Origin of the sequence: Paraburkholderia sp. HC6.4b (assembly GCF_014200875.1) — a bacterium.
GTDB classification, from domain to species: domain Bacteria; phylum Pseudomonadota; class Gammaproteobacteria; order Burkholderiales; family Burkholderiaceae; genus Paraburkholderia; species Paraburkholderia tuberum.
In genome coordinates this window covers 130,555-152,622 of sequence record NZ_JACHDC010000013.1, presented here as the reverse complement: position 1 = coordinate 152,622, position 22,068 = coordinate 130,555, and the positions used below count along the sequence as shown (strand labels likewise).

20 protein-coding genes are annotated in these 22,068 nt (G+C 62.2%); 11 read left to right on the top strand and 9 right to left on the bottom strand.

Annotated elements, in window-relative coordinates:
* Positions 1–82 precede the first annotated feature (82 nt).
* The gene (locus tag HDG34_RS20600) at positions 83–907 is read right to left on the bottom strand and encodes a TetR/AcrR family transcriptional regulator (RefSeq protein ID WP_260321265.1); all 825 of its coding nucleotides are present in this window, start codon (positions 905–907) and stop codon (positions 83–85) included.
* Positions 908–977: 70 nt separating this feature from the next.
* Between HDG34_RS20600 and HDG34_RS20595 the strand changes: the two genes are divergently transcribed.
* From HDG34_RS20595 to HDG34_RS20570, 6 genes are all read left to right on the top strand, one after another.
* A complete protein-coding gene (locus HDG34_RS20595) occupies positions 978–2,222 on the top strand; it encodes a cytochrome P450 (protein ID WP_184061934.1) in 1,245 nt (414 codons plus the stop codon).
* Between the two features lie 68 nt (positions 2,223–2,290).
* On the top strand, positions 2,291–3,892 hold the full coding sequence (locus tag HDG34_RS20590) for a GMC family oxidoreductase (protein WP_184061933.1): 1,602 nt from the start codon (positions 2,291–2,293) through the stop codon (positions 3,890–3,892).
* Positions 3,889–4,659 (top strand): enoyl-CoA hydratase/isomerase family protein, encoded by a 771-nt coding sequence (locus tag HDG34_RS20585; RefSeq protein WP_184061932.1) that lies wholly within the window; start codon positions 3,889–3,891, stop codon positions 4,657–4,659. Before HDG34_RS20590 ends, HDG34_RS20585 begins: the two co-directional genes overlap by 4 nt.
* Before the next feature lie 37 nt (positions 4,660–4,696).
* Positions 4,697–5,863, top strand: coding sequence for a serine hydrolase (locus tag HDG34_RS20580; protein WP_184061931.1), 1,167 nt, complete (start codon positions 4,697–4,699; stop codon positions 5,861–5,863).
* A gap of 8 nt (positions 5,864–5,871) precedes the next feature.
* Complete coding sequence (locus HDG34_RS20575) at positions 5,872–6,729, top strand: MaoC family dehydratase N-terminal domain-containing protein (protein ID WP_184062009.1); 858 nt, start codon at positions 5,872–5,874, stop codon at positions 6,727–6,729.
* 62 nt (positions 6,730–6,791) lie between these two features.
* Complete coding sequence (locus HDG34_RS20570) at positions 6,792–7,613, top strand: CoA ester lyase (RefSeq protein WP_184061930.1); 822 nt, start codon at positions 6,792–6,794, stop codon at positions 7,611–7,613.
* A 74-nt stretch (positions 7,614–7,687) separates the two neighbouring features.
* Here HDG34_RS20570 and HDG34_RS20565 read toward each other — a convergent pair whose 3' ends face one another.
* Positions 7,688–8,593, bottom strand: a complete 906-nt coding sequence (locus HDG34_RS20565; RefSeq protein ID WP_184061929.1) for an SDR family NAD(P)-dependent oxidoreductase — start codon at positions 8,591–8,593, stop codon at positions 7,688–7,690.
* Between the two features lie 152 nt (positions 8,594–8,745).
* Here HDG34_RS20565 and HDG34_RS20560 point away from each other — a divergent pair, with 152 nt between their 5' ends.
* Both HDG34_RS20560 and HDG34_RS20555 read left to right on the top strand, forming a co-directional pair.
* A complete protein-coding gene (locus HDG34_RS20560) occupies positions 8,746–9,948 on the top strand; it encodes a cytochrome P450 (protein WP_184061928.1) in 1,203 nt (400 codons plus the stop codon).
* A gap of 33 nt (positions 9,949–9,981) precedes the next feature.
* Positions 9,982–10,152: a rubredoxin gene (locus HDG34_RS20555; protein ID WP_090808851.1), complete on the top strand. Its 171-nt coding sequence runs from the start codon at positions 9,982–9,984 to the stop codon at positions 10,150–10,152.
* A 49-nt stretch (positions 10,153–10,201) separates the two neighbouring features.
* Here the strand turns inward: HDG34_RS20555 and HDG34_RS20550 are convergent, their stop codons facing one another.
* From HDG34_RS20550 to HDG34_RS20530, 5 genes are all read right to left on the bottom strand, one after another.
* Positions 10,202–11,398: an acetyl-CoA C-acetyltransferase gene (locus tag HDG34_RS20550; RefSeq protein ID WP_184061927.1), complete on the bottom strand. Its 1,197-nt coding sequence runs from the start codon at positions 11,396–11,398 to the stop codon at positions 10,202–10,204.
* A gap of 49 nt (positions 11,399–11,447) precedes the next feature.
* Positions 11,448–12,740 (bottom strand): acetyl-CoA hydrolase/transferase family protein, encoded by a 1,293-nt coding sequence (locus tag HDG34_RS20545; protein WP_184062008.1) that lies wholly within the window; start codon positions 12,738–12,740, stop codon positions 11,448–11,450.
* Positions 12,741–12,753: 13 nt separating this feature from the next.
* Positions 12,754–13,941: a CaiB/BaiF CoA-transferase family protein gene (locus HDG34_RS20540; RefSeq protein WP_184061926.1), complete on the bottom strand. Its 1,188-nt coding sequence runs from the start codon at positions 13,939–13,941 to the stop codon at positions 12,754–12,756.
* Positions 13,938–14,924: a nitronate monooxygenase family protein gene (locus HDG34_RS20535; RefSeq protein ID WP_184061925.1), complete on the bottom strand. Its 987-nt coding sequence runs from the start codon at positions 14,922–14,924 to the stop codon at positions 13,938–13,940. The genes HDG34_RS20540 and HDG34_RS20535 overlap by 4 nt, the downstream gene beginning before the upstream one ends.
* Positions 14,925–15,030: 106 nt before the next feature.
* A complete protein-coding gene (locus HDG34_RS20530) occupies positions 15,031–15,807 on the bottom strand; it encodes an enoyl-CoA hydratase (RefSeq protein WP_184061924.1) in 777 nt (258 codons plus the stop codon).
* Between the two features lie 218 nt (positions 15,808–16,025).
* Here HDG34_RS20530 and HDG34_RS20525 point away from each other — a divergent pair, with 218 nt between their 5' ends.
* Together HDG34_RS20525 and HDG34_RS20520 are read left to right on the top strand one after the other, a co-directional pair.
* Positions 16,026–16,820, top strand: a complete 795-nt coding sequence (locus HDG34_RS20525; RefSeq protein ID WP_184062007.1) for a crotonase/enoyl-CoA hydratase family protein — start codon at positions 16,026–16,028, stop codon at positions 16,818–16,820.
* Between the two features lie 48 nt (positions 16,821–16,868).
* Positions 16,869–18,110, top strand: coding sequence for a CaiB/BaiF CoA-transferase family protein (locus HDG34_RS20520; protein WP_184050308.1), 1,242 nt, complete (start codon positions 16,869–16,871; stop codon positions 18,108–18,110).
* A 388-nt stretch (positions 18,111–18,498) separates the two neighbouring features.
* Here the strand turns inward: HDG34_RS20520 and HDG34_RS20515 are convergent, their stop codons facing one another.
* On the bottom strand, positions 18,499–19,263 hold the full coding sequence (locus HDG34_RS20515) for an SDR family NAD(P)-dependent oxidoreductase (RefSeq protein WP_018425469.1): 765 nt from the start codon (positions 19,261–19,263) through the stop codon (positions 18,499–18,501).
* 248 nt (positions 19,264–19,511) lie between these two features.
* Here HDG34_RS20515 and HDG34_RS20510 point away from each other — a divergent pair, with 248 nt between their 5' ends.
* Positions 19,512–20,306: an IclR family transcriptional regulator gene (locus tag HDG34_RS20510; protein WP_184061923.1), complete on the top strand. Its 795-nt coding sequence runs from the start codon at positions 19,512–19,514 to the stop codon at positions 20,304–20,306.
* A gap of 109 nt (positions 20,307–20,415) precedes the next feature.
* Here the strand turns inward: HDG34_RS20510 and HDG34_RS20505 are convergent, their stop codons facing one another.
* Positions 20,416–21,837: an MFS transporter gene (locus HDG34_RS20505; RefSeq protein ID WP_260321264.1), complete on the bottom strand. Its 1,422-nt coding sequence runs from the start codon at positions 21,835–21,837 to the stop codon at positions 20,416–20,418.
* Positions 21,838–22,068: the final 231 nt, after the last annotated feature.

Sequence of the window (22,068 nt, the reverse complement as noted above, 5' to 3'; positions counted from 1 at the left end):
CACGGCCGCAGGCTCGCTGCGGCCACAGTAAGTCTGAATAATGTTCTAAATTGTGAACGACGGTCGCTGCGACTGTCAATGCTCATGAACGCCGTTGGGCCGAGGCGGAGCTGACCATCGCCTCGATGCCGCCAACCGCGAAACGAATCAGATAGGTGCGCATGCGCTCGATATGTGCTGTCGTAAGTGCCTTGGCTCCGGAGCGCGCTTCCTGCGCGTAAAGCTCGTTGAGCACGAGATGAAACACGGACTCGACGAAATGCTGCACCAGTTCGACGGTCTCCCGCGTGACGCGGGGAAGTGCCTTGGCGAAGGCGTCGCGGTAGCGCGCGGCCGCAGGCGCGTATTGGTCATAAAACGGCGCCGTGAGATCGGGGCGCTCCAGAAGACAGCCAATCTGGGTTAGCAGGCGCAAGTAATTTCGCCACCCCGGATCGCCGCTCTTCAGATGCGCGAAGGCCGGTGCGGAAAGTGCGGTCACGATTGCTTCCACGTCGGGACGCTGGCCTTGCAGCGGTGCCAGTTCGGCCTCGAGCGATTCGATGACCTGCCGGCTGATCACCGCGGCGCGACGGCCGATCGCCTGCTGAAACAGCGCGTCTTTGCTGCCGAAGTGGTACCGCGCGAGGCTCAGCTCCATGCCACAGCTCTGCATGATGTCGCGAATCGACGTGCCGAAGTAGCCGTGCATCGCGAACAGCCGCTCGGCCGTATCGAGAATGCGCTCTGGCGTCGTGCTGCGCGCCGTGGCACGCGGCTCATTGTTGGTAGTCGCCCCTCTGCTGGCGGCGTGCGTGGTGCTGGACGGCATGGTTTCCCTTTGATGGCGGGCGCGAGCCAGAAAGCGCGCAACGTCCCCATCCGCGAATGATAAATCGATCTTGCACACTTGTGCAAAATAGAACATAGTTCAACTATTGGTACCTCACGCGAAAGCAGAGGTGCCTGCAAACAAACGATTAACGGAGACAGGAACCATGGCCGGCGCGCTGCGACTTGAGGACTTCGACGATCCTAAGTTCAACCCCTTTTTCGAGGATTCACTCGCTTACGGTGCCGATGCGGACCCTTATCCACGCATTGCGGAACTGCGGGAAAAGGCTGCGGTTCAGGAAGGCGACTACCGTGTGCTGATGGGCGGCGCGGCGGACCTGACCATGTCCGATGTCGCGCACTATTCCGTATTCGGATACGACGAAGTCTCGAAGGTGCTTGGCGACCCGGCAACGTTTTCAAACAAATCTTACGAGCGCAATCTCGGCATCAGCTTCGGGCGCAGTATCTCGACGATGGATGCGCCCGAGCACCCGCGCTACCGCCGCATCTTCCAGAAGGCCTTTTTGCCGCACACCGTCGCGGCATGGGGCGATACGCTGGTCGACCCAGTGGTGAGCGAGCTGATGTCGAAGTTCATGGATCGCGGACAGGCGGATCTCGTCAACGAGTTCACGCTTCACTACCCGTTCAACATCATCTATCGGCAACTGGCATTGCCGCCGGAAGACGTAAAGATCTTTCACAAGCTCGCCATCGCACAGACGCTGGTTTCGATCGATGTCGAGCATGGCGTGGAGGCATCGACGAAGCTGGGCACCTATTTCGCGCGGCTCGTCGACGAGCGCCGCAGTAATCCCGGCGACGATCTGGTGAGCTCGCTGGCCACCGCGGAGGTGGACGGCGAGCGGCTACCGGACGAGGTTGTCATTTCGTTTCTTCGCCAGCTGGTGAATGCGGGCGGCGACACGACCTATCGCGCGACCAGCGTACTGTTGCTTGCGTTGCTGCGCGATCCGGTACAGCTCGAAGCGGTGCGCCAGGATCGCACGCTGGTCGCGGCGGCGATCGAAGAGGCTCTGCGCTGGGACGGCCCCGTGCTGATGCAGTCGCGTATGGCGACGTGTGATGTCACGCTCGGCGGTGTCGAGATTCCTGCCGGCGCATTTCTCGACGTGGTGGCGGGCAGCGCCAATCGCGACCCCAGCCGTTTCGCCGATCCGGACAGGTTCGACATCTATCGCAAGGCGGCTCACCGGCACTTTGCATTCGCCTATGGCCCGCACGTGTGCATCGGCCAGCACCTGGCGCGCGTGGAAATGACGCGCGCGCTCAACGCGATTCTCGATCGCCTGCCCAATCTTCGGCTCGATCCGGCCGCGCCAGCTCCACCGATCAACGGGATCATGATGCGCGTTCCGCATTCGATTCCCGTCATCTTCGGCTAACAGGAACAACGCCGGCCTCGCGTGCTATGGGGCTGGCCGACAAGGCACGGACGGTGGAGAACGCATAGATGACCGAGTTTGACTTTATCGTGATTGGCGCGGGTGCGGCGGGTTGCGTGCTAGCCAATCGTCTTTCGGAGAGCGGGCACCATACCGTGCTACTCATCGAGGCAGGTCCGGAAGATCGCAATCCGTTGATCCGGATGCCAAAGGGCTTTGGCAAGCTGCTGGGCGACCCAGCTCACGCCTGGTTCATTCCGGTGCAGCCCGATCACGGCAACGGGCATCGCAACGAAATCTGGCTTCGCGGCAAGATGCTCGGCGGTTCCAGCAGCATCAACGGCATGGTGTATATGCGAGGTCATCCCGAGGACTACGACGGATGGGCCGAACTGGGTGTCGAGGGCTGGAGCTGGCAGAACCTGGCGCCTTGCTTCCGGCGTATCGAAGATCACGCGCTCGGCGCCGATGAGCTGCGCGGAGAGGGCGGCCCGCTGAAACTGTCACCGTACGCGCAGCGCAATCGAATTGGCGAGGCCGTACTCGAAGCGTGCCGGTCGCTCGGCGTGCGGCGCTTGGAAGATATCAACAGGCTCGATCATGAGGGCGTGGCCTATCTGATCTATACGATACGCAACGGTCGTCGGCAAAGCTCGGCCGAAGCCTTTCTGAAGCCTGCGAGGGCGCGCAAGAACCTAACAGTCGCTACCGGCACGCAAGCCGCGCGAATCGTGTTTGACGGCACGCGCGCCGTCGGCGTGCAGGGCGAAAGCGCGGGGCAGCAGATCGCTTACCGTGCGCGTCGCGAGGTCGTGCTCTCGGCGGGCGCGATCGAGTCGCCGCGACTTTTGCAGTTGTCGGGCGTTGGCGATCCCGGCCATCTGCAATCGCTTGGCATTCCTGTCGTGGCGGCGAGTCCGGGGGTCGGACGGAACCTGCGCGAGCACTATCTATATATGCTGCAGGCCCGTTTGCGGCACTGGCGTGATTCGCAGAACCGGCAGTTCAGCGGCATGCGCTTATGGCGCAACGCGATGCAGTATCTGCTGTTTCGCCGTGGCGTGATGTCGCTCGGCTCGTACCAGGTGGGCGGCTTCGTCAAGACCGCGGCTGATGCGATGCGTCCCGACGTTCAACTGATGATGGCGCCGTACTCGATGGATTTCGGCGCGGCCGGTTACGCGTTCGAGTCGTTCCCAGGCATGCAGCTCTTCAGCTACCCGCTGCGCCCGCGCAGCGAAGGGCACGTCAGGATCCAGTCCGCGGACCCCCGCGTGCCGCCCGAAGTCGTCGCGAACTACCTTGCCGATCCGTACGACCGGCAGATGGCTGTCAACGCATTCCGGTTCATGCGCAGCGTGCTGGCCGCCGAGCCGCTTGCCAGCCTGCTGGCAGGAGAGACACGCCCAGGTCCCGCCGTCCAGACCGATGACGAGATTCTCGACCTCTACCGGCGTGAAGGCCAATCCGGCTATCACGCTTGCGGCACCTGCAAGATGGGATCGGACACGCTTGCCGTGCTCGATTCGCGGCTGCGCGTGCGCGGTGTCGAACGCCTGCGCGTGATGGATCTCTCCATAACACCCACGATGATCTCCGGCAACACGAATGGCCCCATGATGGCGATGGCATGGCGCGCCGCCGGCCTGATCCTGGAGGACGCGCGATGAGCCGCCTTGAAGACTACAGCGGGCGCTTTACGAACATCGACTTCGAGCGACGCGACGGTGTTTTGCAAGTGCGCCTGCATACCGATGGCGGCCCGCTCAAGTGGGGCGCGCTCGATCGCAGCATTCACAGCCAGCTAGGCGAGGCGTTCTACCAGATCGCACGCGACCTCGATAATCGCGTAGTCATCCTGACCGGCACCGGCGATTCGTTCTGCGACGCGATGAATGACGCCGAGTTGCCGGCGGAGCCGCTTGTGCAAGTCTGGCCGCGCCTGCAGCGCGAGGGGCAGGACCTGCTGATGCAACTGCTGGACATTCCGGTTCCGGTTATCGGCGCGATCAACGGGCCGGCACTCATTCATGCCGAGTTGCTCGTGCTGTCGGATATCGTGCTGGCCTCCAGTCGCGCCGAAATCTCGGACCAGGCGCACTTCGTTCACGGCGTCGTGCCGGCGGACGGCGTGCAGATCGTCTGGCCGATGCTGATTGGCCACAACCGCGCCCGCTACTTTCTTCTCAGCGGCGAGCGCATCACGGCGCAGCGCGCGTGGGAGCTTGGCGTCGTCGGCGAAGTCGTCGCGCACGACACCTTGCTCGAACGTGCGTGGCAAATGGCGCACGAACTCGCGGCGAAGCCGATCGAAACGCTGCGATACACGCGCGCGGTCTTCACGCAGCCGTTCAAGCGCCGCATGGTCGACGAACTGGGCTACGGGCTCGCGCTAGAAGGACTGGCCGGCATTACCGCGCAGTCCGGCAAGAGGTAGCCCGTCAACGCGAATGTTCACGAATGGGAGACACGATATGACCTTGGTAGTGCAAGCATCAACGGAGCGCAACGCGATCGTTCAGCAGGCGCTCGACCGCGCCACGCGGGAAGGCGGTGAGATCGGCGTGCAGGTGGCGGCCTATCTGAACGGCAAGCTGATGATCGACGCATGGAGCGGCGTGGCCGATCCGTCCACCGGCCGTCTGGTCGACGGCGAAACGCTGTTCAATGTGTATTCGGTGACGAAGGCGGTTGCAGCAACCGCGTTGCATATCCTGGCCGACCGCGGGCTCATCGAATACGACGCGCCGGTGACACGCTACTGGCCGGAGTACGGTGCCCACGGCAAGCAGAAAACGACAGTGCGCGATGTGCTGACTCATCGCGCGTGTGTGCCGCAAATGCCCGAAGGCGTCACGCCGGAGCTGATGTGTGACTGGCAGTGGATGACCAGCGCCATTGCCAACCTTGAGCCGCTTGCGGAGCCGGGGACGAAGACGCTGTACCTCTCGATGACGTTCGGCTGGATCGTTGGCGAACTGGTGCGGCGCGCCGATCCGAAGAAGCGCTCGCTGGGCCGTTTTGTCCGGGAGGAGATTGCGATGCCACTCGGCATCGACGATCTGTGGATCGGCATTCCCGAAGAAGTCGAACCGCGCATCGCACGTCTCACCGATGCAATGGTGCCGGTTCCCGCGGAATACCTGCCGCCGCTGTTCCTGCGCTCGATGCCGCAACAGGTCGCATTGGCGCCGCCAGTGTTCGAGCGCCCGGACGTGCGGCGCGCGGAAGTGGCGGGCGTTGGCGGGATCTTCAACGCGCGCAGCGAGGCGCGCTTCTGGGCAATGCTGGCATGCGGCGGCGAGTTGGACGGCGTGAGGATACTCTCGAAGGAGCTCGTCGCCACGCTGAACACGCCACGCGCCAATAGCGAGGAGCCCGACCCGGTGATGTTCGGCTTTCCGATTCCAATCACGATCGGTGGCTTCTGGTTCGGCGGCAACCATCCGCCGGTGACGGCGGCACGTTCACCGCGCGCTTTGTGCCATCCGGGGCAGGGCAATTCGATCGGCTGGGCGGACCCGGATACCGGGCTCGCCGTCGCGATCTGCCATAACAAGCTGTTCAACCCAACCACGCCGGAAGAAGATCCGCTGCTTCCGATCGCTGCGGCGATTCGCGACGCACTGGATCTGAAGTGATTGGCACGATGCGTATGGATATCGAGTATTTGCAGCAATGGACTGGGCGCACTGAGGAAGTGCGGGACCAGGTCACCTCCACGCCGATGGCGGCCCTCAGCGCCATGCTTGACCACGATGACGCGCTTTCAGCACGTGGCGATGACTTGCCGCCGTTGTGGCACTGGCTTTATTTTCTGCCGGTTCATCGCCAGTCGATGGTGGGGGCGGACGGTCATCCGAAACGCGGCGGCTTTCTGCCGCCGGTCGATTTGCCTCGCCGCATGTGGGCGGGCAGTCAACTCGAGTTTCTACGGCCGCTGAAAGCGGGTAGCGCGATCACGCGTCTTTCATGCATCGAGAGTGTTGCGCACAAGCATGGACGTACCGGCGATCTCGTGTTCGTGAAGGTCAAGCACGAGGTCAGCGACGCTGCTGGCCTTGCCATCGTCGAACGCCAGGATATCGTGTATCGCGATCATCCGGCTGCCAGCGAAAAGCCTGCAGCATTACAGGCCGCGCCCATCGGCGCTCAATGGGCACGCGAGATCAATCCCGATCCTGTGCTGCTGTTTCGCTACTCGGCGCTTACGTTGAATGGTCATCGCATTCACTACGATCGGCCTTACGCGATCGGCGCAGAGGGATACGAGGGACTCGTCGTGCATGGCCCGCTGCTCGCTACGCTACTGATGGACTCGCTCGGATCGGAGTTGCCGGGCGCGCGCGTCGGAGCGTTTTCGTTCCGCGCGATCAAACCGGTGGTGGACACTTCGCCTTTCTATGTTTGCGGAAAGCAACACGAATCGGACCAAAGCAAGGTGAGCTTGTGGATCGCCGGCAGCGACGGATCGTTGCGCATGGAAGCCACGGCTATTCTGGTCTGATCGTCGAGCCGGTCCGCTGGCGGGGTCGCCATAGCCGGACCGGACGCTGAATGGGAGACTTTATGCGTTCGTTTCTTTTTGTGCCGGGCAGCAAGCCCGAACGATTCGCCAAGGCGCTCGCGGCAGGCGCCGATGCGGTGATCGTGGACCTCGAGGACGCTGTTGCAGATGCGGACAAAACGTCGGCGCGTGCACGTGTTGCCGGTGCGGTACGAACATTTTCGGCATCGGCGGTTCGCGTACTGTTGCGCATCAATGGAGCGGGTACGCAGTGGTTCCAGCAGGACCTCTCGCTCGCAGCGTTCGATGGTATCGATGGCGTGGTGTTGCCAAAGGCTGAGAATCCGGCTGCTTTGACCGCTGTCGCGGCGGCAACGGCGAAACCCATATTGCCGATCATCGAATCTGCCGAGGGCGTCTGGAACGCACTGGACGTGGCGCGCACGCCCGGCGTCGAGCGACTCATATTCGGCTCGGTTGACTTCGAACTCGATCTGGATTGTGACGGTTCATGGGACGCGCTGCTGCTCGCGCGTTCGCGTATCGTGCTGGCCTCCCGCGTAGCGGGCATTCAGTCTCCCGTGGATGGCGTTAGCGTGGCAATCGATGACGAACGACAACTCGCGCACGACTCGTCGAAGGCGCGATCGCTGGGCTTTGGCGGGAAGCTGTGCATTCATCCGCGCCAGGTTGCAGCGGTCAATGCGGCGTTCGGCCCGAGTGCGAATGAAATTGCCAAGGCGCGGCGAATCGTCGACGCGTATGAGCGGGCAGAAGGCGGGGCGGTGTCAGTAGATGGACGGATGGTGGACTTGCCGGTATTGCTCAAGGCAAGACGCATCGTCGGCTTGTCGGAAAGCGTGCGAGGTTCAGAGGAAGGGTGAGTGGTGTGACGGGTGAGCGCCGCACCGCCCGCGCCACCACCGCATCATGTGGCACGGGCGTGACACGGTATCGCTTACACCGGATCCCAGGGCGTGAGCGCCATGGACGGCACGTTCGGGAAGAAGCTCGATTCGAACGCCGGCATGACCTGCTCGGCAATCGCTTCAGGCGTCCAGCCGCCGTCGCGATGCAGCGAGCGGATCATGCGGATCTGGTTGAAGAAGTAGATCTCGTTGGCGCGCACGCCGAAGATCTGACCCGAAACCTTTGCGGCCTGGTCGGACGCAAGGTAGACCGCGAGCGGCGCGATCTTGCGCGATTCCATGCGCTTGAGAATTTCGACGCGTGCTTTTTGCTCAGTCGTCTCCGAGGGGATCGAGGCCGTCATTGCGGTCCATGCCCACGGCGCGATGCAGTTCGAGCGCACGTTGAATTTCGCCATGTCGAGGGCAATCGACTTCGACAGACCGACGACCCCCATTTTGGCGGCGGAGTAGTTGGCCTGTCCGATGTTGCCGATCAGACCCGAGGTGGAGGTCATGTGAACGAAGCTGCCGCCGTTTTGTGCCTTGAAATGCGGAGCCGCCGCGCGTGCCACGAAAAACGACCCGTTCAGATGCACGTCGACTACGGCCTTCCACTCGTCGAGGCTCATGTTGAAGAACATGCGGTCACGCACGATGCCGGCGTTGTTGACCACACAGTCGATGCGGCCGAACGTGTCCAGCGCGGCCTGCACGATCTTCTGCGCGGAATCCCATTCGGCGACGCTATCCGTCGAGGCAAGCGCTTGCCCGCCGGCCTCCTTGATTTCTTCGACGACGCGCTCTGCGGCGAACTGGCCGGATTCGGCGTTGCGACCCAGGTCGTTGACGATGACCTTTGCGCCGTTCGCCGCGAATTGCAACGCAAAATCGCGCCCGATGCCGGCACCCGCACCCGTTACCACTACCACCTTGTCCTTGACGAAATCGCTCACTCTTGTCTCCGTTCGATAGGCGTTGATGTAAAAAAGCTCGCTTCGGTATAATATCAAAACTGAACGGCGTTGCATAATATGAACGCTGGCACGTTGATGCAAAGTGTGACGACTCATCCATTCGAAGACGACCAAATGATAGGAGACGCGAGATGAACCCTACGAAAGACTGGACCGTGCCGGACCATGTTCCGCGAGAACTCGTGGTCGATTTCGACTATATGAATCCGCCAGGCGTGCAAGACGATGTTCATATGGCGTGGAAGACGCTGCACACCGGGCCCGATATCGTCTGGTCCCCGTACCATGGCGGCCACTGGATCGCCACGCGCGGCGAAGACATCGAGGCGATGCAGAAGGACCACACCCATTTTTCGCATCGCAGTGTCAACATCCCGCCGCTCAACGAAACGCAGCTCGTGCCGCTCGAGCTTGACCCGCCCGAACATACCGCGTACCGCAACCTGATCACGCCCGCTTTCCTGCCGCAAGCTATCTCCTCGCTGGAAAGCGACGTGCGCAGCCTCGCAATCGAGCTGATGGAAGAAATCGCTCCACGCGGCGAATGCGAGTTCGTCTCGGAGTTCGCGAAGATCCTGCCGATCGTGATTTTCCTGCGTCTTGCCGATCTTCCGTTGAGCGATCGAGGACAATTGCTCGAATGGGCGGAATGGGCCGTGCGCGGCAACTTCGAGCAGCGCAACGAATCCCAGCACCGGCTGATTGGCTATATCTCCACCTGGGTGGAGAAGCGCAAGGCAGAGGCGGGCGGCGATCTCGTCAGCCTCATCGCCAACGCGCAGATCGACGGCAAGCCGATCAGCCCCGAGCGGATGTTCGGGATGTTTATCGTCGTGCTGTTTGGCGGCCTCGATACCGTCGCGTCGATGATGGGTTTCATCGCGCGCTTTCTGGCGGAGAATCCGGCGCACCGGAGGCAACTGATCGAGAATCCCGATCTGATGGTGTCGTCGGTCGATGAGATGATTCGTCGCTTTGGCGTGGCGAACACCGCGCGGCTCATCACGCAGGACATGGAATACAAGGGCATCCAGTTCAGGAAGGGTGACCAGATTCAATTGCCGAACTCCCTGTTTGGCCTCGACGAGCGCAAGTTCAGCGATCCGCTCGCCGTCGATCTGACGCGCAAGCCGGTGCTGCACGCCGCGTTCGGCAACGGCCCGCATCGCTGCCCGGGGTCGTTCCTTGCGCGTACGGAGATCAAGGTTTTTCTCCAGGAGTGGCTCAAACGCATTCCCGATTTTCGCATTCGCGAGGGCGACAAGCCGCGATGCGGCTCGGGCTCCGTCAACGGCATGCTCTATCTGCCGCTCGTCTGGGACGTAGCGCCCTGAAGTATCCCCACCCTCAACGACTCATCGACGATCATGAAAAAGTGGCAATGCATTTTTTGCGGTTTTTACTACGACGAAGCAGCGGGACTTCCCGCGGAGGGCATCGCGCCTGGCACTCGCTGGGAAGACATCCCGGATGACTGGGCATGCCCCGAGTGCGGTGCGACCAAGGCCGACTTCGTGATGTTCGAAGTGGAGGCCTGAGCGTGCGGGCGCGCGCACGGCGCAAGGCCGTGCGCTTCATCGCTCAGGATCAGGCGCGCTCGAACACGGCGGCAATACCCTGGCCACCGCCGATGCACATGGTCTCGAGTGCATAACGTCCTTTCCGGCGCGTCAACTCGTGCAACAGCGTTGTCATGATGCGCACGCCCGTTGCGCCAATCGGATGGCCCAGCGATATGCCAGAGCCGTTCACGTTGAGCCGGTCGGTATCGTGCCAATTCCAGCCTTTGAGGACTGCCAGCACCTGACACGCGAATGCTTCGTTTACTTCGACAAGATCCATCTGCTCGAGCGTAAGCCCGATGCGCGTCATCAGCTTCTGCACTGCGGGCACGGGCCCAATGCCCATGCGTGATGGCTCGCATCCGGCCGCGGCCCAGCCGGTCAGCCAGGCCATGGGTTCGAGTCCGAGCGCTTCGAGGCGGTCTTCCGCGACGACGAGGCAAGCGGCAGCGGCATCGTTTTGCTGGCTGGAGTTGCCTGCGGTGACTGTGCCGCCCGGCATCAACGCGCGAAGCTTGCCGAGGCTTTCCATGCTGGCGTCGGCGCGGAATCCTTCATCTTTGGAAAACAGAAGCGGCTGGCCTTTTTTCTGAGGAACGCTGACCGCCACGACCTCTTCGGCCATATGGCCGGACTCCCATGCGGCGGCCGCGCGCTGATGGCTGCGCAGCGCGAACTCGTCGGCGGCCTCGCGGCTGATGCCATAGTCGGTGGCCAGATTTTCCGCGGTCTCGATCATGCCGCAGATAAAGCCGAAGCGCGATTCCGGCTGTGAGCGCTCGCGGCCCCGCGCGAGCCGGTCGTGAAACTGGACGGAGCCCGACCGTGCGCCCCAGCGCATGTCCGTGCTGTAGTACTCGATATTGCTCATGCTTTCCACGCCGCCGGCCAACACCACGTCGGCGGCGCCGGTCTGCACCATCATCGCGGCGGTGACGAGCGCCTGCAGGCCGCCGCCGCAACGTCGATCAAGCTGCATGCCCGGCACCTCCACGGGCAGGCCCGCCTGCAGCGCAATCCAGCGGCCCACGCAAGGTGTTTCGCTGTTCGCGTACGCTTGCGCGAAGACGACGTCGTCAATGCGAGCGGGTTCGAGTCCTGCGCGCCGGATCGTTTCATTCGCGACGAGCGCGCCGAGATCTTCGACGCAAACGCCGCGCAGGCTACCGCCAAAGGTGCCGACGGGCGTTCGTACAGGGGAGACAATTGCCGCGCGTTTCATCGGACGTTTCCTCGCAAGGTTTGAAGTTCTGATTCGGGTGCGGTTGCAATCAGCCGACGAGCGTCGCGCTTCCTAAGCGATTGGAAGGCGGGACGCCCGCCATCTGATCGAGCGCGCTGCGATGGTCCGGATGGGCGATTGCCAGCATGCGTTCGCGCCTTTGGCGCAGCGTCAGGCCGCGCAGATCGGCCACGCCGTATTCGGTCACCACGATGGCGGCGTCGCTGCGCGGCGTGCTGACCGGTCCGTTCAACGACGCGACGATGCGGGTCGCGCCCTTGCCCGCTGTGGAAGGCAATGCGATGACAGGAACGCCGCCACGCGAGCGCCGCGCGCCGCGCAGGAAATCCAGTGCGCCGCCCACCGCGCCCACATACACGCCACCGGCAATTTCGGCGTTGATCTGGCCACTCAGATCGACCTCGACCGCCGAGTTGATGGCGACGAACCGGTCGATGCTTGCGAGCACGTTCGGATCGTGCGTGTAGCGGGTCGAACGAAACTGCACGGCGTCGTTTCGATGCGCGAACTCGTGTATGCGGCGCCCCCCCATCATCACGCCAGCAATGGTCTGGCCCGTGTCGATGGTCTTGCGCGCATTGTTGATCACGCCGCTTTCCATCAGATCGGCGACTTTGTCCCCGATCGTGCCGGAATGGATGCCAAGGTCTCGCCGATCGCCGAGGCAAGCGAGGATCGCTTCTGGAATCGCGCCGAGGCCGAGTTGAATGGTGGCGCCGTCTTCGATCAAACCGGCCGTGTGCCGTGCAATCGCCAGATCCGTCGGGCTGACGGCGCTGGACGAACTGTCGGGCAAAGCGCGCGACGTCGGGACCATGAAGTCGAGGTCGTCGTCGCGAAGATATCGCTCGCCGTAAGTCCAGGGTGCCTGTTCGTTGACTTCCGCAATGATGACGCGCGCGCGCTCGAGCGCCGGGATCAGATACTCATGCGCGACGGACAAGCTGTAGCGGCCGTGCGCGTCGGGTGGCGCCAACTGCAGTAGCAGGACGTCGATCGATAGCTGACCCGACTCCATCATCTCTGGCAACTGCGAATAATGGCAGGGCAGGATATCAAGCGCGCCAGCCTTGGCCAGTGCGCGGTTGGAGCCGCTCCCGCAGTACGAAACGAAATCGATGCAGTCCGCGTGCTCAGGCCGGCACGTGTCGTAGTTGCCGGCGCCGAGAAAGACCCGGAACGCGCCGATGCTGTGCCGCTGCTGAAGTAGAGTGCGCGTGAGCGCAAGGGGCTCTGCGTTCGATTGGCCCCATGCGACGGTATCGCCGGGGCGGATGATGGACGCGAAATCGACGGCGTCCGCCTCTAGCTGTAAGGGCATGGTGTTGTTTGCGTCAGGTGGTGGGTTGCGCAAGGGCCTGGGCTTCATCGTGCTGCCCACGTACTGCGCCTGTCGCGACGAGTTCTGCAATCCTTTCTTCGCTGTAGCCGATGCTCCGCAGCACGAGTTCTGTGTGCTCGCCAAGGTGTGGAACGGCGAGCGGTGGCGACCCAGGCTCCAAACGGAAGTGAATCGGGTTTGCAACGTGGTTGCGTCCGGACGGATCCCTCTGGACCATCCCGCGCTCGTGCGCATGCGGATGGTCGAGCGCTTCGGCGAGCGAGAGCACCGGCGCCACACTGAGGTTTCGGCCTTCGAACCAGCAGAGCCATTCATCGAGTGTGCGAGTCAGGAAGATTTGCATCAGGAACGCCCGGACGCGTATCTGGCCTTCACCGGCTGGGCCGATCGCGTCGGCGACGAGATCCGGACGGCCGAGTGGTGTCAGCAGGTTGGTTGCAAAGCTGTGTTCCCGGCCGCCAAGGCAGAGCCACTTCGAATCGGCGGTCTCATAGGTGTCGAGCAACGCGAGCCCGCTGTCGCCTTCAGTCGGCCCTCGCAATTGGCTGTCCGGCGCGTTGAGCAAGCGGCCGCTCAGATACGGCTGCGAGGTGAGCGCCGCATCGAAAAGCGCCATGTCGATGTAGTCGCCGCGCCCCGTTTCCCGCGCGCGCAGCAGCGCCATCAACACGGCGGACAACGCCGTCAATGAACCGGCCAGCGCAGCGAGCGACGGCCCCGTGGCAATTGGGATTCCCCGGCCATCGCGCGGCAGCGTGCCTGCAAGCGATTGAACTACCGGATCGTGTGCGGGCAATTGAGAGAGCGGGCCGGTTTGGCCGAATGCGGTAATCGCACAATAAACGATTCCCGGGTTCGTCCGGCTGATCGTGTCGTAGTCGATGCCAAGCCGAGCGGCCACGCCCGGCCTCGACGATTCGATCACGACGTCGGCCTCGTTCATCAGCTTGAGCGCGACCTCGCGTGCGTCCGGATGTTTCAGATCGAGCGCGATACTGCGCTTGCCGCGGTTGATCGCGGCGAAGAACGCGCCGTCGGCGCCGGGTGCGCCGCGGGTGGGGTCGCCGGTGACCGGTTCGATCTTGACGACGTGCGCGCCGTGATCGGCGAGGTTGGCGGCGAGGAACGGACCCGGCATGAATTGCGACAGGTCCACGACGCGAAGGCCGGTCAGTTTCATGCCAGAGCAGCGGCGAAGCCGAGCTGGCGTTGCGCAATCGCGGCGGCTTCCTTCACGATGCGACCGATCAATTCCGCACAGGTCGGCAAGTCGTGAATGAGGCCGGTCACGATACCGGCGGGGAAGGCGCCGCCTTCCACTTCTCCTGTCACGAATGCGTCCATCCAGCGCTGTGCTCCGGTCAGCGCGTAGAGGTCCGAGCGCGTCACGTTGCCGGCGCGCTCGAGTTCGAGCGCGGCGAGACTCACGCTGTTCCTGACCACCCGGCTTGAATCGCCGATCGAGCGGCCAACCAGCACCGTATCGCGCTCGCTCGCTTCCAGCAGCCGTTGCTTGATCGCAGGGTGGACGGGGGACTCCTGCGTAAGCATGAATCGGGTTCCCATGTTGATGCCGTCCGCGCCGAGCGCGAGAGCCGCCATCAGCCCGCGCCCATCGGCAAAGCCGCCGGACGCGAGAATTGGCACCTTCAGCTTGTCGGCGGCAGCGGGAATCAGGATCAGTCCAGGGATGTCGTCTTCGCCAGGGTGCCCCGCGCATTCGAACCCGTCGATGCTGACGGCGTCAGCGCCGAGCGATTCGGCCTTCACCGCGTGGCGAACCGTCACGCACTTGTGCACGACCTTGACGCCGTGCGCCTTGAACTCGGCGATGTATTTCGCCGGATTGCTGCCTGCTGTCTCGACGACCTGGACGCCTTGAGACACGATCGTGCGCACATACGCGTCATAGTCGAGACCGACATTGGCGCCGAGAACGGTCAGGTTGACTCCAAAGGGCTTGTCGGTGAGCGAACGCACCCTGTCGATTTCGCGCGCGAGTGCATCGGCGCTTGCATGGGTGTGCGCGGAGATGAAGCCGAGACCGCCCGCATTGGCCACGGCCGCCGCCAGTTCGGCTCGCGCCACCCAGCGCATGCCGCCTTGAATGATGGGATATTGAATGCCGAGTAATTCAGTAATGCGATTGACATACGGTTTCATCGCGCGCCTGTAGCCTGGATAGGAAGTATGGGTGCCAGAGAATGCGCGTGACGCGCGTAACCTGGCGGGCTTTGTTCGCCACGACAGCGTGGCGCTTTTTAGCCATTCAACAATCGCGAAACTGGGGTTTGCGCTTTTCGGCGAAGGCTGTCATGCCTTCCTTTCGATCTTCTGTGGCGAAGGTCGAATACGCCATACGCCGCTCGAACAGGATGCCTTCTGCCAGGCTCGATTCGTAGGCGCGGTTGACGCACTCCTTGGCCATCGCTACGACGGGTTGCGAGTATCGCGCGATCTCGTCGGCCGTTTTCAGCGCTTCCTCGACGAGCGTGTCGGCGGGCACGATGCGGCTCACGAGGCCGCATCGTTCGGCTTCAATGGCGTCCATCCTGCGGCCGGTGAGGATCATTTCCATCGCCTTCGATTTGCCGAGCGCGCGCGTAAGGCGCTGCGTGCCGCCAGCGCCGGGAATGGTCGCGAGCGTGATTTCGGGCAGGGCGAAACGGGCGTTGTCGGCGGCGAGAATGAAGTCGCACATCATGGCCAGTTCGCAGCCTCCGCCTAACGCAAGACCCGCGACCGCGGCGATGACCGGCTTGCGGCAACGCGACGTGCGTTCCCAGTTCGACGTGATGAACTGATTCTTGTACACGTCCATGTACGTCCATTCGTTCATCATCTTGATGTCGGCGCCGGCGGCGAACGCCTTTTCGCTACCGGTCATCACGATGGCGCCGATGGCGGGGTCGGTTTCGAGGTCGTCGAGTGCCGCCGTCAGCTCGTCCATCAGCTGGTTGTTCAGTGCGTTGTAGGCTTGCGGACGGTGCAGCTTGATCAAGCCGGATTTCCCGTGCGTTTCGACGATGATCGTCTCGTAGGCCATGGTTCTTCCTTGAACGAATGAGGGTGAACACCTAGACCCGGATGGGGCCTGCTCGCCGATGATTTGCGTGTCTGTGGTGCGCCGCACGGCAGCGTCGGAGCGTATCGTGCGTTGCCAATTTTGTGAACGACGTTTATGATTCTGAATGTGTGACCCAGCTTTGTCAATTGAGCGCGAGGTCAGAATTGCTAACGGAAAACACCGCGAGGAGACACTGCATGACCACTCGTCACGAGGACGGACAGATTCGCGTTGAGCAGCGTGGGAACCTGCTCTTGATGGGCATTGACCGGCCGGAAAAGCGCAATGGTTTCACGCCGAAAATGTTCACCGAGCTTGCGATGGCTTACACGCAGCTCGAGAAGAGCGGCGATATTTTTTGCGGGCTGGTATACGCCGAAGGCGATCACTTTACGGCAGGGCTCGACATGCCAAAGGTCGCGCCGTTGCGCCGCGAAGGGAAACCGCTGCTTCCTGAAGGCGAGGTCGATCCGTTCAACTTGCGCGCGCCGCTGCGTACCAAGCCGGTCGTCATTGCGCTGAAGGGAATCTGCTTCACGGTCGCGGTCGAATTGATGCTCGCATCGGAAGTGGCTGTTGCGGCCGACAACTGCCGTTTCTCCCAGCTTGAAGTCAAGCGGGGGATCATGGCAGGTTGTGGTGCGACGTTTCGCATGGTGCAGCGAGCCGGCTGGGGCAACGCAATGAAGGTACTGCTTACCGGCGACGAATTCACCGCAGACGAGGCACGGCACATGAACTTCGTGCAGGATGTCGTGCCTGCGGGGCAGGAGTTCGACCGGGCGCTCGGGATCGCCGAGCGAATCGCGGCGCAGGCACCGCTAGCCGTGCAGGCCACGATGCAGAACGCGCGCGTTTCGCTGGGACAAGGCTGGCAGGATGCTTACGCGACGATTCAGTCGACCCAGCAGTTTCTCTACAACACTGAAGACGCGAAGGAAGGCGTTCAGTCCTTCATCGAAAAACGTACGGCGAAGTTCGTCGGACGCTGATGCAAGGCTTCCGGCGCAGCCGGTGTGAATTCAAGGGGACCGTTTGCTATGACAAAAGGCGCATTGGCGGGTGTTCGCGTACTCGACCTGAGCCGCATTCTCGCGGGGCCTTGGGGGGCTCAGATGCTGGCGGATCTCGGCGCGGAGGTCATCAAGGTCGAGCGTCCGGGCAAGGGCGACGATTCGCGGCAATTCGGCCCCCCGTTCCTGATGGATCGGGAGGGAAAGGTCACGCGCGAGTCGACGTTTTTTATCAGCGCGAACCGAGGCAAGAAGTCGATCACGTGCGATATCTCCACGGCCGAAGGCCAGGCGCTGATCCGCTCGTTGGCGGCGCACTGCGACGTGTTGATCGAGAACTATAAGGTTGGCGACCTCAAGCGTTACGGGCTCGACTACGACAGCCTCAAGCTGGTCAATCCGCGCCTGATCTACTGTTCGATAACCGGGTTCGGCCAGACCGGACCGTATAGCCCGCGCCCCGGCTACGACTCGATTTTCCAGGCGATGGGTGGCCTGATGAGCGTGACCGGAAACGGCGACGACGTGCCGGGCGGCGGGCCAATGAAAACCGGGCCCAGTCTTGCGGACATCCTGTGTGGTCAGTACGCCGCTTCGGCGATCATCGCAGCGCTTTATCATCGCGACGCGGCGCAAGGCGGTACCGGGCAGGGGCAGTACATCGACCTGGCGTTGCTGGACGCGATGATTGCTGCCACATCGCACTATGCAAGCCAGTATCTCGTTTCAGGCCAGATTCCCATCCGGCGCGGTACCGAGGGCAACGGCGGTATGCCGTCCCGCATGTTCCGCTGCGCCGATCGCGACATCATGATCGTGGCGGGCAACAACGAGCAATACGCGCGGATGTGTAACGTTCTGGGGCACCCCGAGCTAGTCAGCGATCCACGATTCAGCGAGATTGCGCTGCGCGTGAAGAATCGTCGCGCGCTGGGCGAAGTGTTCGAGCCGCTGATCCTTCAATGGCAGAGCGATGAACTGCTCGCAGCGCTCGACGCCGCCGGGGTGCCGGCCGGACCGATCAACAATCTGGAGCAGGTGTTCGCAGATCCGCATGTGCAGGCACGCGCGATGTGCGTCGAAGTTGCGCACCCGCTCACGGATAAGGCGGTTCGGATGGTCGCCAACCCGGTCAAGATGTCGGGCACGCCTATCGATTCGTACGGGGCGCCGCCGATGCTCGGACAACATACGGACGACGTGCTGCGTGATGTGCTGAGTATGTCGCAGTCGGATATCGATATCCTGCGCGAAAAGAAAATTCTATAGAAAGGACATCAACGGCGAGTTCGGCAAGATCAACGTGGTGCTCGTGTTCGGCCGACGCGAAGAAGGTGATCGAGGAGATGGTGAAAAGTTGCAGCTAAGGGGGAGTCGTGACGACTGAGAGAAGCAACAGCCGTATCGTATGTACAGACCACGTAGAAGTCGGGGACGCGATCGAGTCCCAAAGGTAACGGCGAAAAAACGCCTTGGCTCGGTGTCCCGCAGCCAAGGCCAAACTCCACACGCTCTCGCGAAGTGTGTGAGAGGAGAAACACCTGATCGCTCTTCAAGCTTCGTGGTACGCGCCCGGCGGGAAGCTCACTGCTCGGATCGAGGCTCGCGATAATGCAACTGGACGTTTCATATATTGCACCGTGTTCAAAAAGACGCACTAGAGCATTGACTGTCCGCCGTCCACACTGATAGTCTGCCCGGTTATGAAATTAGCGTCGTCACTACATAGAAATGCAACTGTTCGTCCAATATCGCGCTGAGGATCGCCGAAGCGGCCAAGCGCAATTTCAGAGAGATAGCGAGTGCGTTCCTGAGGATTGGCTTCGAGGTAGGCTTCGGCGGCAGGCGTGAGCGCTGCCGGGCAAATGACGTTGACGGTAATGCCGTAGACGCCCCATTCGCGCGCGGCAACACGCGAGAGCCCACGAATGCCCTCCTTGGTTGCGGCGTACGCGCCGAATCCCTTGAGGCCTTCGATACCGGTACGCGAGCCGAAGTTGATGATGGCGCCGCGGCCCTGCGACTTCATCCGCGGCAATGCGGCCTGCATGAAGTACAGCGTGCCGTACAAGCCCGATTCGAGCGTGTTGCTCCAGTCATCGTCGGTAACGGACTCGAGCGGCACCCCCGGGCTGCTGCTTTGGGCATTGTTGATGAGTGCGTCCACACGTCCGAATCGCTCGACGGCAAGTTCGACCGTCCGCACGGCGTCGGCGCGATTGCGCGTATCGCCGGGCACGACCAGCACTTGCGAACCGAGGGCGCTCAATTCCTCAGCAGCCCGCGTGAGTTTGGCCTCCGTGCGACCAGTGAGGACCAGACTCGCCCCCTCGGTGGCAAGCGCAAGGGCGATGCCGAGTCCAACGCCTTGGCCGCCTCCGGTCACGATGGCGACCTTTTCTGCCAGTTTTTTCGTGTACATGAGTGAATCCAGAAGTGAAGGGTGATGTTGCTGTTCGACGCCCGAGCGTATTGCGTAAATGGTCTGGAAGATGATGCTTCCACATTTCAGTTTTTCGAACGATGTTCAAATATATCTCAAGCGGTGTGAGGGAGCGCCCTGGCGTATTCCCGAATTCGGGTGATGTAAAAGTGTGCCAGATTGTGATCGATGTAAAACTATGTGAATAGTTCCCGTATAATCTATACAGTCAATTCATGGGGAAAATCATGTTGAAAGAGACCTCAGCGCCGGCGGACCGGGACGTCAGCGGGCCGCGCTCGCTGACCCGACTCCTCGGAATTTTCGATGTGCTGGCGAAGTCTCCGGACGGGATGTCGCTAGCTGAACTGAATGTCGCTCTCGAGTCACCTAAGAGCAGCCTGCTCAACCTGCTGAGACCTCTGGTGGCGGAAGGGTACTTGATGCACGACGTAGGCCGCTATCGCCTGGGACCGTCGATCTTCCGGTTGTCGGCAGGCGTGATGGCCGCGTGGAATTTTTCGAAGATACTGCGCCCGTTCCTGGTGGATCTCTCGAAGAGCACCAATGAAACCGTGTATGTCGGTGTCCTTGACGTCGAACACAAAGAGATCACCTATGTCGACGTGATCGAGAGCGAGCAATCGGTGCGCTATTCAATGCACATCGGTTTGCGTCGCCCGCTCTATTGCACGGCTGCGGGCCGCGTGCTGCTCGCCCATGCACCGGACGCTTTCCTTAACGACTACATGAAGACGGTCAAATTCGAGCGCCGCACCCCGCAAACGATCGCAACGAAGAAGGCGTTGCGTGACGAACTCGACCACATCCTCGAAAGCGGCCTGTCGGTGAGTCGCGGTGAACTACTGCCGGATTCGGCCGGCGTGTCGTCGCCGATCTTCGGACCGAATGGCAATGTCATCGCGGCGATGGCAATTGGTGCGCCGCTCGAACGCTTCGACCGCGAACGTCACCGGCTCGAAGAGAACATGATCAGAGTCGCCCAGCGGGCGTCTGCGTTGGGTGAGGCAGAAGAGGAGTGACTCGCCAGTCGATCGGCGGCGCAGTGAAGCGGGTGCTTCAATGCGCCGCGGTCGCGGTGCGGTCGAAGAAGCGTCGTACCCGCGCGCAACGGATCGGTCGCAACGACCGTCAGTGTGTACGACGCTTCGGCAGCATGGAGGCGACCAGCAGTCCGGCGATCGAACTGCAGGCGATGTAGACGAATACCGAAACATAGCCACTATCGGCCGGAAACGATGCACCGTCGTGTCCCGCCGTCGCGCTGCGCAGCAGCGCAAATACCGCCTGGGCACCTACCGCGAAGAAACACGAGAAGAAAACGTAGAGCATGCCCGTTGCCTCGCCTGTCTGATGTGCAGGCGTCGCTTCCACGATCTGGTTGTACAGCGCCGTGCTTGCGAAGGCGAGGCCGAACGAGCACAGCACCGCACCCGGAACGAAGAGCAGCAGGCTGCGATGAAGCACGATCAGCGAGGCCCAGCCCAAGGCCAGTATGAGCATGCCAATCAAGGCAGCGGGCCGGGCCTTGTAGCGGGCCGCAACCCGGCCGCTCCATGGGCTCGCGACCAGCGCGACGATGTTGACGCTGAACATCAGTAATCCGGCCGCCGTCGCGCTCAACCCAAATCCGGAGTGCGTGCCGGCAGGTTGCTGGGCGAGCAGCGAGAAGACCTGTCCTAGTTGCATGGCGCCTGCCGCGAGGAATGCCATGCATGCATTGGCCAACATGACTTCGCGCCTCTTCAGCAGACGCACATTGATGAGCGGATGACGCGCCCCGTGTTGATGGCGTGCCCAGAGTCCGAGCACGATCATCCCGCCAGCGATCAAGCCCCACAGCCGCGGATCGCCGAGCCCCCACGTGCGGATTTGCTGCACCGCGAAGAGGATGGCGCAAAGCGCCGGAGCGAACGCGAGACCTCGAACGTAGTCGATCCGTACGCCGGGATTCGGTGGCGACGGCGGTGCCCACGCGCGTACCGCCGCGACGGCCACGACGCAAAGCGCGACTTTGAACCAGAAGCCGCCCTGCCACGAGTAGTGATCCACGACAACGCCCGCGCAGATGTAGATCAGCCCCGCCGACACCATGCCTGCCGCGCTGATCAACCCCACCGCGGCAGGCAGCCTGGCGGGTGGCAGATTCTCACGAACCAGACCGATGGAGAGTGGCGTAATGCCTGCCGCGATTGATTGCATCGCACACCCCGCGACGAGCATGCCGACATCGGTCGCGCATGCGGCCACGACTGCGCCCGCCGCAGCGATCGATATCACCACGAGCAGGATGCGGCGGTAGCCCAACAGGTCGCCGAGTCGCCCGCTCACCGCGGCAAAGACGGCCGAGCCGAGCCAGTACGCGGTGACGGTCCAGCTCACGGTGTTCGACGCAGGAAAAGCCTTGTAGAGCGTGACCAGCACGGTGTAGATGACGGTGATGCCGGACGAGGCCGCTACCGCGGCAAGCAGGATCGCCATCGTGAACCCGCGCGGTGGACCCACCACGGGTTGCGCTCGGTGTGCCGGCTGGGAGAGTACTTCGGCTTGCATAAACGTCTCCGGTTGTGTGTCTTCGTTTCGATTATACTTATATACGAACGGCGTTCGTATTGATGTTTTTGGAGAGTTCGATGCCGACCGCAAGGATCGCGAGGCCACCGCCCGATATCAAATCGATATCGACGTTTTCGAGTTCGATATGAGAGTTTTTAGGTCCATGGCTTGACCCGATACTTCTCTCAAGGGCGCACGTTCTGAAGCGCTCCCCACAATCAGGAGCGA